This is a genomic window from Actinoplanes sp. NPDC048791 (assembly GCF_040650095.1).
Classification (GTDB): domain Bacteria; phylum Actinomycetota; class Actinomycetes; order Mycobacteriales; family Micromonosporaceae; genus Actinoplanes.
Map to the genome: position 1 here is coordinate 1 of NZ_JBEZGQ010000083.1, position 16,029 is coordinate 16,029.

Genomic DNA, 16,029 nt, shown 5'->3' on the forward strand with positions numbered 1-16,029 from the left:
CACTTCTTCAAGGTGCTGGAGCTGCTGCACGTCGTGGCCGGCGTGAGCTACTACAAGGTCGGCGCGCGTTCTTCGGCCGGTCCGTCGTCGGGCAGCTCGACGTCCTCCCGCGGATCACCGCGCCGCTGGTGGTGAACTGCTTCGCCACCGCGCACTGCCCGCTGCGCTGCCTCTACTGCCACGCCGACGATCTCATGACCGGCTATCGCGAGCAGGAGAACGAGACCTGGTTCGCCCGGGTGCTGCGGGCCGCCGCGGCGACCCCGGCGATGGTCGGGGTGGTCACCGGCGGGGAGCCGCTGGCCCGGGCCGAGCGGGCCGAGCGGCTCATCGCCCGGCTGGCCGAGACCGGCAAGGCGGTGGTGCTGGACACCTCCGGCGTGGGCGACTTCAGCCGGCTGCTGCCCACCCTGCGCCGCCACCAGGTGCACGTCCGGGTGTCACTGGACAGCGCCGATCCGGCCGGCAACGACGCGCTGCGTCCGGCCAACCGGCAGCACCTGCCCCCGGGCGCCAGCTCGGCCGTCTACGCCGTGGACGCGATCCGGCGCGCGGTCCGCGCGGACGTGCCGTGCAGCGTCCAGACGGTCGTCACTGCGCGCAACGGCGATCTGGCGACGCTGCTCGCGCTGCGTGATCAACTCGTGGGTCTCGGGGTCACCACCTGGGTCCTGCACGTTGTCGTGCCGGTCGGCAAGGCGGCGCACCCGCAACGGGCCGCGCTGCTCGCGCCGGCCGGGGTGCAGGACGTCCTGGACGACCTGGTCCGGCGGACAGCGGCGGAGGGGGTGGCGATCGACATCCGGCTGACCAGCACCCACCGGGCGCCGAACTCGACGCTGCTGATCAGCGCCAAGGGCGAGCTCGCGGTGGAGAACGTGGCGGACGGCGGGAAGAGTCTCTTCGCGTTGCCCCGGATCGGGGTCCGCGGTGCCGTGCTGAAGCACTTCCGGGCCCACGTGGACCTGGCCGGGCACGCCGGCCGCTACCTCAACGGATCACAGGCGCCGTGGGCCGAGGCGGTCGGCGCTACTCTGCCGCGGGCGTGAGGGCCCAGATGGCGGCCGCTTCGAGCAGCGACTTCACACTCGCCTCGTCGCCCTCGGAGATCCGTAACACCCGGGCCGGGACGTACCCGGTCGGATCCAGCTCGCGCAGCCAGGCCGCGGCCAGCGCGCTCTGGTTGGCGGCCTCGAAGACGTTGACCAGCTCGGCCGCGGCGGCCAGCCGGCGCCGGACCGGCCAGGCCGGGCGTTGCCCACCGGCGAACCAGGACTCGAACTCCGCGACGGAAGCGGCCCCGGCTACGTACGCCGTCAGCTCCACGCCCAGAGCGGTGACGCACAGTGCGGCGTCGTCCTCGACGGACGAGGGGACGGAGGTGTGCCCGACGCGCTCCACAACTGTGGCAGTCATACCTGAGACGCTAACTCGGCCGCGCCAAGACCGCGACCTCCGAACGGGCAACCGTGCTCATGGCCGCAGAAACAGCTCGGTCACCCGGGCCGCCAGCAGGTCCAGCACCGGGCGCCCGTCCTCGATCGCCGCGACGAACGCCGCCCACGAGTCCAGCGGGAAGTCCTCGGTCTCCGGCACCGGCTCGTTGTTGAGGTAGCCGGGCAGCAGCAACGCGTTCTGGAACAGCCACGGCACATAACTGCCCTCGGCGTCCCAGCCCGGCAGCTCCCGGGTCCGGAGCAGGTGCCGGCGCAGCTCCTCCTCGGACGACCAGCGCAGCATGTGCGCGTCGTGCTTCAGGCTCTTGATGTACGGGTTGTAGAGATGCCCCGGCCCGAAGCCGAACGTCTGCCGCCACTGAGCCCACAGGATCGCCTCGTCGCGCCCGCCGAGCGTCATGACGTCGTTGGTCGCGCTCTCCAGCAGCATGCTGTTCAGGTACGGCCACAGCGTCAACGGCGTGAGCAGCCTGTTCGCGTCCGTCCGCAGCACCGACTGCACGATCGGCCACGCGTTCTTCTCCAGCTCGTCCCACGAGGTCAGGTTGGGCACCGCCTTGACCGCCGCCAGCAGGCTGTACAGCGACGGGTTGTGCTCGCCGTAGAAGGTGCGCGCCACCGACCAGGGGTCCGTCGGGCGCAACAGCGACTCCGGCGAGGTGTCCGCCGGCTGGCGCTGCACCTGGTCGAGGAACTCCGACAGGCTGACGAACTCGCGGACCGCGCCGTGCCCGGTGTGGTCGATCCAGCGGTCCAGGTCGGCCCGGAACGCGGCCGCCGCGTCGATGTCCCGCGAGCCCACGTCGTCGATGCAGACCCGGACCTCGACCCCGAGCCGGGCCAGCGCGCCCGCCACGAATGCCTGGACCATGTGGATCACCGAGGCGCGCGGGCGCAGCCGGACCGGCCAGAGCAGCCGGATCGGGCCGACCGTGCCGCGCTGCTGGTTGATCCAGCCGAACCGGCGTTCGAGCTGCAACAGCAGGCCGGGCACGTCGCGCGGGGGCTGGGTGCCGGGCTGGGAGACGAGCTGGCGTTCCCAGCTGTGGTGCCGTACCCGGTGCCGCAGGCCGGTCGCCCGCGGCGGCACCGGCACCTGCGCGCGTTCGGCCAGGGCCGGGAAGAGCCGTTCGGAGTCGACGCCGGGGAAGCATTCGACCGGCAGACCGGTCGCCTCGCGCAGGCGCTCGGCGGTGCTCAGCGCGCCGGCGGCGTCGGGGTCGTTGAGGGCCCAGAGCACGCGTACGGGCCGGGTGCGCGCGGCCGCGGCGATGGCGGCGGTCAGCGTGCCGGACCAGTCGCTGCTGCCGATGACGCAGACGGTGTCGCCGCGGATCAGGTCGGCGGTCGCGGCGATGAGCAGTTTGTTCTCCGCGATGCGGGCCGGGTCGTGCAGCAGTTGCGGGCCCCGGACGTGCAGCGTCGGGCGCCAGAAGCCGTGCAGGTGGAAGACCCGGACCGCGCCGTCGGCACCGCGGGTCGTCCCGGTCGTGCCGCGCGGGTCCAGCGGCAGGCTCACCGCCCGGCCGCCCGCCGAGCGGATCGCGATTTCCAGCAGCGGGTCGAAGTTCGTGGTCAGCACCCGGTGGTCGAAGGCCTCCGGGACCTGGGTGAGCAGGTGCCCGAGCGCCTCGACGCCGCGCGGCAGCTGCCACGAGAACCGGTCGTTCTCCACGCCCTCGCCGACGCCGCGTTCGAGCCGCTGGCCCAGGCCGTGGGTGGCCAGCGGGGACTCCATCGGGTCCGGTGCCGCGTACGCCTTCAGCACCGCCTGCTGCGCGATCACGTCGAACGCCCCGGCCGACACCCAGTCGGTGAAGACCCGCCGGTAGGCGCGGTACACGTCGATCGGGCGCGCCCCGACGAGCTCCGAGCGCGCCTGCTCCAGGGCCCGTTCCAGGGCGCCGTCGTCGTTGCGCCCGGCCGCGAAGCTGTCCGCGATGTCCAGGACGCCCTGCACCCGCGGGATGACGCCGGCTGTCACGCCGGAGCCGAGCAGCAGGGTGATCTGGTCGACGTCCCGCAGCCCGGCGGTGAGCCGGTCCAGCAGCAGCACCTCACCCGCGCTGAGTCCTTCGCCCGGGTCGGTCATCGGGCCGCCTGCAGGGACTGCCACAGCTCGCCGGGCCGTTCGGTGAAGACCTGCCGGGCGGTGTGCCGGCTGGCGATCAGGGCCCCGCGGTCGAGGAACTCCTCCAGCTCGCCGGCGCGCCAGCCGAGGTAGCCGACGAAGACGCGCATGGTGTCGACCGTGGCGGCGACATCCTCCGGCACCGCCGACAACGCCAGGGTGCCGAGCCGCTCGCGGATCGGGGTGAACCGCAGCGGCTTGGGTGCGCCGGCCCGCAGCAGCGTCACCACGATGTAGCCGTCGCGGGCCACCGGGCCGCCGTGGAACAGCATCGCGGGGTTGCGCAGCAGCGCACGCCAGGCATCCGGGAACTCGTCCGGGATGTCGCCGGCGGGCTGGGTGATGCACACGCCGAGGGCACCGGTCTGGTTGTGCCGCAGCACCAGGATCGCGCGCTGGCCGAGGTCCTCGTCGACGAACCAGGGCGCCGCGTAGAGCACGCTGCCGGCCAGATTGTGCCGGGGCGCGGCCGGGTTGTGCACCAGAGCGATCTCGCCGCCGGCGTCCCGGGCCCGCAGCTCGGGACGCTCGAAGCCGCGGCGCAGCATGGCCCGGCGGATCGTGCGCCAGACGGTGTGGACAGTCAGCGTGGCCGGCACGGACTCCGGCGGTGGGGGCCGCAGACCGTCGCGCAGCAACCGGATCAGCTCGCCGGTGAACGCGGTGTGCACCTCGCCGCGCGGCGCCATGGCCGGGCGGTTGGCCGGCGCGGAGACCAGCAGGCAGGTGCCCTCGGTCTCGGCCTTGTCGGCGACCGCGTCCGTGCCGCTGCCGTCGCCCCCGAGCTCGGACCCGGCCCGGCCCGAGTAGCAGCAGTCGAGGATCACGACCCGGCGGCGGGCCCGGGTGTCGGCGACGGCCCGGCGGATCCAGTCGTACGGGACGCCCCGCTCGTAGGGCGCCTCGGGATCACAGCCGGGCAGCCCGAGGATCAGGTTGTCGTCGTCCACGTCGACCAGTCCGTGGCCGGCGAAGTAGACCAGCAGCATCCCGTCGCTGCCGGCCGCCGCCGCGGCCCGCCGGATCGCCCGGCTCACCTCGGCCGGGGACTCCGGGTCGAGCAGCACGTGACAGTTCTCCGGCGGCACTCCCCACAGGTCCTCGTGCTGGAAGAGGTCGCGCAGATCCGTCACGTTGCGCCGGGCGGCGGGCAGCTCGAAGAGCCGCCGGTAGGCCGACACCCCGATGAGGACGAGCTGGGCCGCGGCCGGGTCTGTGACGTCAGTCATGCGACTACTTCTGCTCGCGCTGCTCGAGCTCGGTCAGCGCGACAGCCAGCGACGTGTGATCGGCCACGTCGATCCGGGTGACCGTGCCGTCGGCCGCGGTGTGGGTGATCGTCACCTTGGGCGCCGGCCGGCGGGAGTCGCGCCAGCTGGCCACGGCGAGGGCCAACTGGCCGGCGGACAGCCCGCTCCCGATGATCAGGGTCAGCACGTCGAGCAGCGTGCCCATCAGCTCGGGATCGTCGCCGCCGCCCAGGGCCAGGCCGCCGTCGACGCGGACCGCCTGCTCCCGGCGCAACCAGCGATGCAGCGACTCCGCGTCGGCGGTCGAATCGCACTCCAGGCGCAGCCGTACCGGCACTGGTCTGTCTCCCCGTCGTGGTGGTGGATCGGACGCGACAGGATATCGAAGCATTTACCTCGCGTCACGGACTCACTACGCGAAAGCTAGCACCGCCGATCGAGGGCGCCGGACCACGGATCGGACACGCGCCGCTCCGGGGGGTTAGATTCTCTGGTGTGGCGCGCAAAATGAAGATTCCCGCGACGAAGTATCCGGTGGAACGCTTCACCCTCGACAACGGTCTGCGGGTGGTCCTCACACCCGACCGCAGCGCCCCGGTGGTCGGGGTGGCGGTCGTCTACGACGTCGGTATCCGCTCCGAACCGGAGGGACGCACCGGCTTCGCCCATCTCTTCGAGCACCTGATGTTCCAGGGCTCGGAGAACTTGGAGAAGCTGGCGCACTTCCGGCACGTACAGGGGGCCGGTGGCAGCTTCAACGGCTCGACCCACCTCGACTACACCGACTACTTCGAGGTGCTGCCCTCCGGCGCCCTCGAACGGGCGCTGTTCCTGGAGGCCGACCGCATGCGTGGCCCCCGCCTGACCGAGGAGAACCTGCGCAACCAGGTCGACGTGGTCAAGGAGGAGATCCGGGTCAATGTCATGAACAGGCCGTACGGCGGGTTCCCGTGGCTGCGGCTGCCCCCGGTGATGTTCGAGACCTTCGCCAACGCCCATGACGGGTACGGCTCGTTCGGCGACCTGGACCACGCGACCGTGGCCGACGCCGAGGAGTTCTTCGACAAGTACTACGCCAGTGGCAACGCGGTGCTCGCGGTCGCCGGTGACTTCGACGTGGCCCAGGCGACCACGCTGATCGAGCGGCACTTCGGCGACGTGCCGGCCCGGGGCAAGCCCGACCTGCCCGACTTCGCCGAGCCCGACATCGACGGCGAGCGCCGGGAGTCGTACACCGACCGGCTCGCCCCGCTGCCCGCGGTGGCCAGCGGCTGGCGCCTGCCCGACCCGATCGCCGAGTTCGAGGCCTACCTGCCGTACGTGGTGCTGGCCGAGGTGCTGACCGACGGCGACGCGTCCCGGCTGGTCGAACGGCTGGTGCAGCGCGACCGTACGGTCACCAGCGTCGGCGGCTACATCGGCTTCATGGGCGACGAGTACCAGGTCCGCAACCCCACCGCGATGCTGCTCCAGGCGCACATGCCCCCGGGCGGCGACGCGGACAAGGTGCTGCGCACCATCGACGAGGAGCTGGACCGGCTCGCCACCGGCGGCATGGCCCCGGGCGAGCTGGCCCGCACCCAGGCCCGGATGGCCACGCACCTGCTGCGCGACACCGACGCCGTGCTCGGCCGGGCGCTGCCGATGGCCGTCCTGGAGACCCAGCGCGGCCGCCCGCAGCTGCTCAACGAGCTGCCCCGGCTGGTCGGTGAGGTCACCGAGGCGCAGATCGTCGCCGCCGCGGCCACCCTGCGGCCGGAGCGCCGTTCCACCATCGAGGTCATCCCGGGAGCCAACCAGTGACTGCGCGTGAACTTCCGGACCTGATTCCGGACTCCAAGCTCAAGCTGCCCAAGCAGGCCGAACGCAGGCTCAGCAGCGGTCTGACGGTCATCGCGATCCGGCGCCAGGCGGTGCCGCTGATCGAGATGCGGCTGCGGGTGCCGTTCGGCCGGGCGCCGCTGGCCCGGGCCACCCTGCTGTCCCAGGCGCTGTTCACCGGCACGGCCACGATGTCCAGCATCGACATCGCCGCCGAGCTCCAGGCCGTCGGCGGCGGACTGTCGGCCGGGCTGGACCCGGACCGGCTGCTCGTCACCGGCAACTCGCTGGCCGCGGGCCTCGACCGGATGCTGGAGATTCTGGCGGCGGTGCTGACCGACCCGACGTACCCGGCCGAGGAGGTGGCCACCGAGCGGGACCGCCTGGTCGACCACATCCAGGTCGCGCAGAGCCAGCCGGCCCACCTGGCCCGTACGGCGCTGCTGCACCGGATGTACGGCCGGCACCCGTACGCGGTGCAGACGCCCGAGCCGGAGCAGGTCAAGGGTGTCCGCCCGGCGCAGCTGCGGGCCCTGCACGCCGACCGGGTCCGCCCGGACGGCGCGGTGCTCGTGCTGGTCGGCGACCTCAACCCGGAGAAGGCGATCGACGCCGCCGAGAAGGCGCTGGGTGGCTGGATCGGCCCGAGCCGCGACGGCAACGTGCCGGCCACGCCCGAGCTGGAGCCCGGCCCGCTGCTGCTGGTCGACCGGCCCGGCGCGGTGCAGTCGTCGCTGCGGATGGCGCTGCCGGCGGTGTCCCGCACCGACCCGGAGTATGCGGCTCTGCAGCTGGCCAACATGGTCTTCGGCGGCTACTTCTCGTCGCGCTGGGTGGAGAACATCCGCGAGGACAAGGGCTACACGTACGGCCCGCACAGCTCGATCGAGCACTTCGTCGCCGGCTCCGCGCTGGTGGTGGCGGCCGAGGTGGCCACCGAGGTGACCGGCCCGGCAATGCTCGAGACCCTGTACGAGCTGGGCCGCGTGGCCAGCCTGCCGCCGGGCGAGGAGGAGCTGGAGCAGGCCCGCCGCTATGCCCTGGGCACCCTGCGGCTGGGCATGTCCACCCAGGCCGGGCTGGCCGGGCTGGCCAGCATCTACGCGAGCTTCGGCCTGCGGCTGGACTACTTGAGCGAGCACTCGGCGGCCCTGGCCGCGGCCACCCGTGAGCAGGTCACCGAGGCGGCGGCCAAGTATCTGGCGCCCTCGCAGGCGGTCACGGTGGTGCTCGGCGACGCCGACAAGGTCGAGGCACCGCTGGCCGCCCTGACCCCGGTGGAACGCGGGGCCGCGTGAGCGAGCCCGTGGCAGCGTCCGGCACCGGTGAGCAACCCGACGTGGGGGAGCAGCCGGGGCCGGCCGTCCCGCCGCTCGCCCGGACCAGCCTGGACCGGGCGGCGCACCACCGCACCGACGACGACTGGCTGGCCGAGGCCTGGAAGACCGGCCTGGTGCTGGTCATCGACATCGCGAAGGGCGGCCGGGCGCTGGTCACCGAGCGCCCGGACGGCACCCCGACGCTGGTGCTCGTCGGCGCCGACGCGGCGCCCGAGGGCGAGCGGCTGTTCCTGGGGGTGGATCCGGCCGGCGTGCCGATCTTCGCGATCGACGCCCCGTTGCCCGCGTCCGAAGACGCCGAGGCGCGCACGCTGCGCGACATCGGTGACCGCCTCGACCCGCGGGACGCCGGCATCCTGACCACCGCCGCGGCCCTGGGCAACTGGCATGCCAGCCACCGTTTCTCCCCGCGCAACGGCCAGCCCACCACGGTCATCGAGGCGGGCTGGTCCCGGGTGGATGCCGAGGGGCGGGCCATGTGGCCGCGTACCGACCCGGCGATGATCGTGCTGGTGCACGACGGTGTGCCGGGAGCGCAGGGCCGCTGCCTGCTGGGACACAACGCGGCCTGGCCCGAGACCGGAGGCGTCCGCCGGTTCTCCTGCCTGGCCGGTTACGTCGAGCCGGGCGAGTCCGCGGAGGCCGCCGTGGTGCGCGAGGTCCAGGAGGAGGTCGGCGTCCGGCTGCGGTCCTGGCAGTACGAGGGCAGCCAGTCCTGGCCGTACCCGGGCTCGCTGATGCTGGGCTACACCGCCGTGGCGGACCGGGAGCAGCCGATCACGGTGGATCCCGAGGAGATCGACGAGGCACGCTGGTTCACCCGCGAGGACATCACCCGGATGATCGCCGGCGACTACGTGGAGCCGGAGAGCGGCGTACGGATGAATCTGCCCATGCGGTCCTCGATCGCGTTTTATCTCGTTGAGCGATGGTTGGGCGATTTCCCCCGTTAAGGGATTCACATCTTTCTAATCAAAGGATTCTTCACACTCACTTAGCAACGAACGGGGGACACTCCAGCGTCTGGTAGAGCAGACACGGAGGAAGAGGTAGATAGATGTCCCTGCTTGCTGAGCAGACCTGGACGCCGATGACGGCCGAGGAACGCGCGCAGTTCGACCGCGACGGCTTCCTGGTCATCCCGGCGGTGCTGACCGAGGACGAGGTCGCGATCGCGCGCACCGCGATCCTGCGCACCAAGGAGAAGGTGGCCCGCGAGGGCGGTCTCGGTGCCAACGGCGCGCTGCACCAGCTCTCCGCGGTCACCAACAACCCGGAGCTGGCGTTCCTGCTGGATCACCCCAAGGCGTTCAAGTACATCTGGTCGATCCTCGGCTGGAACGTGCACGTCTACCACTCGCACGTGGATGTGCACCCGCAGATCCACGAGCAGCAGAAGGAATGGTGGCACTGGCACCAGGACGGCGGCCGGCAGAACCGTGAGCTGGAGACCGACCCGCGCCCGCGGATGTCGGTCAAGCTGGCCTACTGGCTGTCCGACGTGAGCGAGACCGGCCGGGGCAACTTCACCGTCCTGCCAGGCAGCCACTTGACCAACTGGCTGCCGGGCCCGCCGTCGCGCGGCGTCCCGTGGCCGCAGCCCGAGGGCGCACTGCAGATCACCGCCAACCCGGGCGACCTGGTCGTCTTCGACCGGCGGCTGTGGCACGCGCGCTCGGACAACTACTCGCCGATCACCCGGGTGGGCGCCTTCTTCGGCTACACCTACCGCTGGGTGGCCGGCCGCGACGAGGTCGCGGACCTGCCCAACACGCCCGAGTGGGCGTCGTTCACGCCGGTGCAGAAGCAGCTGCTCGGCGGGGCCGGCGACGGCAGCGGCGACCACGCCTGGGGCCACTACCCCGAGACCACCCCGCTCTACGGCGAGCTCAAGCGCCAGGGCCTTCTCGACTCGAGCGTCCCCGCGCTGATCCCGTGACGCGGACGGGGCCGGTCGCGATGCGACCGGCCCCCGCTGCGCCCCGGCTCCGCTAGGCGGAGATGGCGGCCAGGTGCTCCTTGACCTGCACGATCGACGGGTTCGTCAGCGCGGACCCGTCGTCGAAGCGCAGGGTCGGCACGGTCTGGTTACCGCCGTTGACACCCATCACGAACTCGGCCGACGCCGGGTCCTGCTCGATGTCGATGACGTCGTACTGGATGCCCTCCCGGTCGAGCTGCGACTTGAGCCGGTGACAGTAGCCACACCAGGACGTCGAGTACATGGTCAACATCGCACGGGATCCTTTCGGAGACATCACATGGCGGTACGCCATCACGTGAAACGTCGGACCGGGGTGCCATGATTCCCGGTTGTGACAGCCGAACGCGTGCTTGCCGGGCTCGACCCCGATCAGCGGCGGGCCGTGACCGCCCCCGCCGGGCCGGTCTGCATCCTCGCCGGGGCCGGCACGGGTAAGACCCGGGCCATCACCCACCGGATCGCCTACCGCACTCTCAAGGGCGAGATCAGCCCACGGCACATCCTCGCTGTCACGTTCACCGCCCGGGCTGCCGCCGAGATGCGCGCCCGCCTCACCGCCCTCGGCGCCGGCCGGGTGCAGGCCCGCACGTTCCACGCGGCGGCGCTGCGCCAGGTGCGCTACTTCGCCCCCCGGCTGCTCGAGGGCCGGGCGATGCCCGAGCTGGTCGAGAGCAAGGCCCGCCTCGTCGCCCTGGCGGCCAACCGGGTCGGCATCCGCGCCGACCGCACGGCGGCCCGGGACCTGGCCGGCGAGATCGAGTGGGCCAAGTCGTCCCTGGTCGAGCCGGGCGAATACGTGGTCGCCGCGGCCAAGGCGCTGCGCGAGCCGCCGTACGAGGCCGCCAAGGTCGCCGAGGTGTTCGGCGCGTACGAGGCACTCAAGCGCCGCCAGGGCGTCATCGACTTCGAGGACATGCTGCGCGCCGCGGTCTGGGGCATCGAGGAGCACTCCGACGTCGCCGAGCAGGTCCGCTCGCAGTACCGGCACTTCGTCGTCGACGAATACCAGGACGTCAACCCGCTCCAGCAGCGCCTGCTCGACGCCTGGCTGGGCGGGCGCGACGACATCACCGTGGTCGGCGACGCCAGCCAGACCATCTACTCGTTCACCGGCGCCACGTCGGCGTACCTGGTCGATTTCCCCCGCCAGCGCCGCGACGCGGTGGTCGTCCGCCTGGTCCGCGACTACCGCTCGACCCCCCAGGTCGTCGGCCTGGCCAACGCGGTGATCAAGCAGGCCCGCGGCACCGAGGCCAAGCTGCGCCTCGAACTGGTCGGCCAGCGCCCGCCCGGCGCCGAGCCGGACCTCAAGATCTTCCCGGACGAGCCGGCCGAGGCCGTCGCGGTCGCCCGTCGCTGCCGCGACCTCATCGGGGCGGGCACACCGGCCAGCGAGATCGCGGTGCTGTTCCGCACCAACGCACAGTCCGAGGCCTACGAGAAGGCGCTGGCCGAGCTGGAGGTGCCCTACGTCGTGCGCGGCGCCGAGCGCTTCTTCGAGCGCACCGAGGTGCGCCAGGCGATGATCGCGCTGCGCTCGGCCGTGCGGTCCACCCCGGGGGAGACCCCGCTGGTCCAGGCCGTCGTCGAGGCGCTCTCCGCGACCGGCTGGGCCCCCGACCAGCCCCCGCCGGGCGGGGCGCAGCGTGAGCAGTGGGAGGCCCTGGCGGCGCTGGTCGCCCTGGCCGAGGAGTACGCCCGCACGCCCGACCTGCTGCCGCTGGGCCAGGCCGGCGCGGTGCAGCACGACGTGTCCCTGTCGGCGTTCTGTGCGGAGCTCGCCCACCGCGCCGAGCAGCAGCACGCCCCCACGGTCGAGGGCGTGACGCTGGCCTCGCTGCACTCCGCCAAGGGTCTGGAGTGGGACGCCGTGTTCCTCGTCGGGCTGGCGGAGGGGACGCTGCCGACGACGTACGCGAAAACCCCCGAGCAGCTCGAGGAAGAACGCCGCCTGCTCTATGTCGGGGTGACCCGGGCCCGGCAGTGGCTCTGGCTGTCCTACGGCCAGAGCCGGTCGCCGGGCGGCCGCGCGCGGCGACCGTGCCGGTTCCTGCCGCAGCTGGGCAGCACCCGCACCGGGCTGGAAAAGGCAAGCGTCGCGGGCGGCAGTCGGAAACCCGTCAATCGCCGCAGCACGGTGGTCTCCTGCCGGATCTGCGGGGCGACGCTGATGGCCGGTGCCGACCGCAAGCTGGGCCGCTGCCCGACCTGCCCGTCGGACCTCGACGAGGAGCTGTACGAGCGCCTGCTGGCCTGGCGCGCGAGCACCGCCGCGGAGCAGAAAGTTCCTGCTTACGTGGTGTTCACAGATGCCACGATCGTGGCGATCGCCGAGCGCAAGCCGGCCACCGCGCCGGAGCTGCTGGCCATCGCCGGAATCGGCCCTCGCAAGCTGGGCCAGTACGGCGCCGCGGTGTTCGCTCTGGTGGGCGGCGAGAGCCTCGCGGAGCCGCCGTCAGAAAACTTTGAAAACTAGTCCCTTAATTCGTTTGCCCTCGCCCCGTGGCCGGGCTTAGCCTCAGTTCACACCTTGACGAGCACGGGTTAAAACCATGCTCATCAAGGGTCTGAAGAGCACGACTCGAGCGCAAGGCGATGGAGGAGGTGGCACCGGTGAAGCTCAACTACACGATCGAGCGACCGTCGACGCTGCTTGCTGCTGTCTGCGCTCCGTCCGTCTCGTGGCTGCCGGCATCCGCCCCCGTGGCGCTGCTGACCGCTGAGCGGGCTCCCGTTTCGCAGGCGCACCAGGTCCAGATCCAGGCCGAGCTGGTCCGGATCCTGGTTGATGTCGACGGAAGCAACGGGACCACTGGGTTCGTGGGCAGCAATGGCGTCGCCAAGCGCATGACGGCTGGTGCCAGCGGTGTCCCGCCTCGAGGAAGGCCGGTCTGAAAAGACCATCCGGCTCACCTCGAGGCCGCGGAACCCGTAACCGGGATCCGCGGCCTACTTTTTTGCCGGCTCACCGGCCGGTGCACGACCTGTATCGCGATCCAGAAGATCGAGAAGAAGAGAGAGGTGACCGGGCTTTATGAGTCTGGCGCTGGCCCCACTCGACGTGAGCGTCGAGCTCGAGGCAAACCTGCCCTGTCGGAAGTTCGACCCGGACCTTTGGTTCTCGGACTCCCCGGCCCAGCTGGAACTGGCCAAGTCGCTCTGCGGGGACTGCCCGCTGCGCGTCGAGTGCCTCGCCGGCGCGGTCGAGCGGAACGAGCCCTGGGGTGTCTGGGGCGGCGAGATCTTTGAGCGTGGCGCCGTCGTGCCGCGCAAGCGGCCCCGTGGCCGTCCCCGCAAGGTCGACGTCGCCCGCGACGCCGAGCTCCAGGTCGAGGTCGACGAGCGGCTCGCCGCGAACGGCCTCGAGTCCCGCAACTCGGTCCGCCTCGCGGCCTGAGACTTCCACCCACCAACCCCTGACCAGAGACGGAAAAACAAAGTCGTGAACACGAATGGAACCTCGAAGGTGAAACTCATCCACGAAGCGCTCTCACGCGCACGAATGCGTCGGCCTCAGGCCGACCTTCACCCTGAGGCACACCGACCCGCCCGTCAGATCGCGATGGAGGCCCGGCACCGGGCTGCCCGTGAACTGGGTGGACGCCTCTGAGCAATGAACCCGATGGGCCCGTCCGCGCAACCCGCGGGCGGGCCCCCTTTCTTTTGCTCGCTTTCAGATCAAGTGCTTTGTTGCCACGGTCCGTCGGGGTCCGGGCCGTCGCTCCCGCGGGGACCGGTCGCTTCGCTCCCTGCCAGGTGCTTGCATGGTCGCGCTCGCCGGGCTGCGCCCGGCACCCCTTACAGGTCAGGCCGGGTCGTCGGGGTCGGGGGCCAGGAGCTGGAACATGGCGTGGTCCTGCCACTCGCCGGCGATCTTCAAATACTTCGGGGCTGTGCCGAAGCAAATGAAGCCGTTGCGGGCGAGGACCTTCTGCGAGGCCGCGTTGTGCAACAGGGTGCCTGCTTCGATGCGGTGCAGCTTCAGATCCGCGAACGCAATGCGGGCGATCTCGCGTACGGCGGCGGTCGCCAAGCCGCGGCCGTTCGCGGCCGCGACCACCCAGTAGCCCAGGTTGGCGGACTGGAACGGGCCGCGGACGATGCCGGTGAGCGTGATCCGGCCGACCACCTGACGCCCGTCGAGGATGACGTGCGGCAGGGTCGTGCCCTCGGCGAAGCCGCGCAACAGAGAGGTGATCACCTCATGCTGGCCCGCCTCGGTGAAGTAGCTCTCGTCGCGCACCGGCTCCCACGGGGCGAGAAACTCTCGGTTGTCCCGCAGGGCGGCGCTCAGCGCGGGCGCGTCATCGAGGCGGATCAGGCGCGTGGTCACCGCAACGCGTCACGCGACCGGGGCGAAGCCGGGCAGCCACTTCTGCAGGATCGACCTGTACGGCGCTTGCGCCTCCAGCTGGCACAGCACGCCGATCGAGCCCAGCGTCACCCGGTGGATCAGCAGGTACGACGGCGGGAGGTTCAGTTTGCGGCTGAGCTGGAAGGCCGGTGACTTGGGGCGGGACAGCCGGGTCGCCTCGCCGCGGATCCAGGCGCGGGTGAAACGGAACTCGTCGACCGCCACCGGCTCGATCATCGGGCGCAGGAAGGCGAGCACCGCCTGGGCGTCCAGCTCGTCGTCCGGCTTGATGAAGCCCTCGTCCCGCAGCCCTTCGGCCACCCCGTGGGCGTCGCCGTCGAGGGCGAGCCGGACCAGCCGGCCGATCGGCTCCGGGTGGCCGTCAGGCAGCCGGGCCACCGCGCCGAAGTCGATGACGCCGAGCCGGCCGTCGGGCAGGATCCGGAAGTTGCCGGGGTGCGGATCGGCATGCAGCAGACCGGTCCGGGCGGGCGCCGAGAAGTGCAGCGTCGCCATCAGCCGGCCGGCCTCGTCGCGTTCCTCTTGGGTGCCCTCGCTGATCACCTTCGACAGCGGGATGCCCTCGACCCACTGGGTCACCAGCACCCGGGGCGCCGAGGCGACCACCCGCGGCACGAAGATCTCCGGGTCGTCGGCGTAGCCGGCGGCGAACGCGGTCTGGGCCTCCGCCTCCAGGGCGTAGTCGAGCTCTTCGGTGATCCGCTCGCGCAGCTCGGCGAGCAGCGGCTTCATGTCCATACCGGGCTGAATGATCTTGAACATGCCGGCCAGCCGGCTGAGCTGCTTGAGATCGGCCAGCAGCGCCTCACCGGCGCCCGGATACTGCACCTTGACCGCGACGTCGAGCGTCTTGGGCTTGGCGCCCTTGCGGCTGGGCGGCAGCTTCCACACCGCCCGGTGCACCTGACCGATGCTGGCCGCGGCGGCCGGGCTGTCGTCGAACTCGGCGAACTTGTCCCGCCAGTCGGCACCGAGCTGCTCAGCGAGCGCCTTGTGCACGTTGGCCACCGGCATCGGCGGGGCGGCCTCCTGCAGCTTGGTTAGCGCCTGCCGGTACGGCCCGGCCATCTCCTCGGGCATCGCGGCCTCGAAGACCGACAGCGCCTGCCCGAACTTCATCGCCCCGCCCTTGAGCTGGCCGAGGACGCTGAACAGCTGCTCGGCGGTGCGCTGCTGGATGTCGGCGGAGATGACGTCCGTCGCGATGCCCGTCACCCGCTTGCCGAGGCCGAGCACGGTGCGCCCGGCGAAGCCGAGGGGCAGTGCGGCGAGCTTGGCGGTGCGGGACGCTGCACGACGCGGAATGTCGGTCACCAGATCATTGTGACCGACGCGGCGCGGATCAACCGCTCCCGCGGCTCTTGTTCGAGCCGGGACGTGCCAAAAGTCCGATCACTGCCCATCAATGACGTCCCGCTGTGACCCACGCCTCCTTTCCGCCGATGGTCGCGCCGGCCGTGTCGGCCGCCCGCGAGGGCGGTGGTGGGTGTGTCGGCGGGTGGAGTGGGTGCCGGGTGGATGGCGGAGGTGGCCCGGGGCGGTGCTGGCCACTCCGCATCGATTGGGCCGGCTGGGCCGGCTGTCCGGGCGCGGCGGGGGTCGGGTGGCTCGGCGGGGGCGGCTGCATCGGCAGGAGGGGGGGGGTGGCCGGGTGGGGCGGCGGGGGTGGCC

The 16,029-nt window shown here is 71.7% G+C and carries 15 protein-coding genes; 8 read left to right on the plus strand and 7 right to left on the minus strand.

The genetic code is table 11. From position 1 onward, the window contains the following. Positions 1 to 128 precede the first annotated feature (128 nt). A complete protein-coding gene (locus tag AB0C29_RS09310) occupies positions 129 to 1,049 on the plus strand; it encodes a radical SAM protein (protein ID WP_360817525.1) in 921 nt (306 codons plus the stop codon). Here the strand turns inward: AB0C29_RS09310 and AB0C29_RS09315 are convergent. From AB0C29_RS09315 to AB0C29_RS09330, 4 genes are read right to left on the minus strand one after another with little or no spacing between them, the layout of a single operon-like run. Continuing rightward, on the minus strand, positions 1,030 to 1,416 hold the full coding sequence (locus AB0C29_RS09315; RefSeq protein ID WP_360817528.1) for a hypothetical protein: 387 nt from the start codon (positions 1,414 to 1,416) through the stop codon (positions 1,030 to 1,032). The two genes, AB0C29_RS09310 and AB0C29_RS09315, sit on opposite strands and share 20 nt — an antisense overlap. Positions 1,417 to 1,473: 57 nt before the next feature. Next, complete coding sequence (locus AB0C29_RS09320; RefSeq protein WP_360817531.1) at positions 1,474 to 3,549, minus strand: SIR2 family protein; 2,076 nt, start codon at positions 3,547 to 3,549, stop codon at positions 1,474 to 1,476. Further along, positions 3,546 to 4,817: a YqgE/AlgH family protein gene (locus AB0C29_RS09325; RefSeq protein ID WP_360817534.1), complete on the minus strand. Its 1,272-nt coding sequence runs from the start codon at positions 4,815 to 4,817 to the stop codon at positions 3,546 to 3,548. Before AB0C29_RS09325 ends, AB0C29_RS09320 begins: the two co-directional genes overlap by 4 nt. Positions 4,818 to 4,821: 4 nt before the next feature. Next, positions 4,822 to 5,175: a hypothetical protein gene (locus tag AB0C29_RS09330; protein WP_360545039.1), complete on the minus strand. Its 354-nt coding sequence runs from the start codon at positions 5,173 to 5,175 to the stop codon at positions 4,822 to 4,824. Between the two features lie 170 nt (positions 5,176 to 5,345). Between AB0C29_RS09330 and AB0C29_RS09335 the strand changes: the two genes are divergently transcribed. From AB0C29_RS09335 to AB0C29_RS09350, 4 genes are all read left to right on the plus strand, one after another. Next, positions 5,346 to 6,641, plus strand: a complete 1,296-nt coding sequence (locus AB0C29_RS09335) for a pitrilysin family protein (protein WP_360817551.1) — start codon at positions 5,346 to 5,348, stop codon at positions 6,639 to 6,641. Continuing rightward, positions 6,638 to 7,957, plus strand: a complete 1,320-nt coding sequence (locus AB0C29_RS09340; RefSeq protein ID WP_360817537.1) for a pitrilysin family protein — start codon at positions 6,638 to 6,640, stop codon at positions 7,955 to 7,957. Before AB0C29_RS09335 ends, AB0C29_RS09340 begins: the two co-directional genes overlap by 4 nt. 41 nt (positions 7,958 to 7,998) lie before the next feature. Then, positions 7,999 to 8,952, plus strand: a complete 954-nt coding sequence (gene nudC / locus AB0C29_RS09345; RefSeq protein ID WP_360817553.1) for an NAD(+) diphosphatase — start codon at positions 7,999 to 8,001, stop codon at positions 8,950 to 8,952. A 104-nt stretch (positions 8,953 to 9,056) separates the two neighbouring features. Next, positions 9,057 to 9,938 (plus strand): phytanoyl-CoA dioxygenase family protein, encoded by an 882-nt coding sequence (locus AB0C29_RS09350; RefSeq protein WP_360817540.1) that lies wholly within the window; start codon positions 9,057 to 9,059, stop codon positions 9,936 to 9,938. 52 nt (positions 9,939 to 9,990) lie between these two features. Here the strand turns inward: AB0C29_RS09350 and AB0C29_RS09355 are convergent, their stop codons facing one another. After that, positions 9,991 to 10,233, minus strand: coding sequence for a mycoredoxin (locus AB0C29_RS09355; RefSeq protein WP_360545033.1), 243 nt, complete (start codon positions 10,231 to 10,233; stop codon positions 9,991 to 9,993). Positions 10,234 to 10,314: 81 nt separating this feature from the next. On the opposite strand from AB0C29_RS09355, the gene AB0C29_RS09360 reads away from it, so the two are divergent. From AB0C29_RS09360 to AB0C29_RS09370, 3 genes are all read left to right on the plus strand, one after another. Beyond that, entirely contained in the window at positions 10,315 to 12,459 is a 2,145-nt protein-coding gene (locus AB0C29_RS09360; RefSeq protein WP_360817543.1) for an ATP-dependent DNA helicase UvrD2, read from the plus strand. Between the two features lie 137 nt (positions 12,460 to 12,596). Next, the gene (locus AB0C29_RS09365) at positions 12,597 to 12,878 is read left to right on the plus strand and encodes a hypothetical protein (RefSeq protein WP_246595442.1); all 282 of its coding nucleotides are present in this window, start codon (positions 12,597 to 12,599) and stop codon (positions 12,876 to 12,878) included. A 139-nt stretch (positions 12,879 to 13,017) separates the two neighbouring features. Further along, entirely contained in the window at positions 13,018 to 13,380 is a 363-nt protein-coding gene (locus AB0C29_RS09370; protein ID WP_360545029.1) for a WhiB family transcriptional regulator, read from the plus strand. Positions 13,381 to 13,788: 408 nt separating this feature from the next. Here the strand turns inward: AB0C29_RS09370 and AB0C29_RS09375 are convergent, their stop codons facing one another. Beyond that, complete coding sequence (locus tag AB0C29_RS09375) at positions 13,789 to 14,316, minus strand: GNAT family N-acetyltransferase (RefSeq protein ID WP_360817546.1); 528 nt, start codon at positions 14,314 to 14,316, stop codon at positions 13,789 to 13,791. Positions 14,317 to 14,325: 9 nt separating this feature from the next. Beyond that, entirely contained in the window at positions 14,326 to 15,672 is a 1,347-nt protein-coding gene (locus AB0C29_RS09380; protein WP_360817548.1) for an AarF/ABC1/UbiB kinase family protein, read from the minus strand. Positions 15,673 to 16,029: the final 357 nt, after the last annotated feature.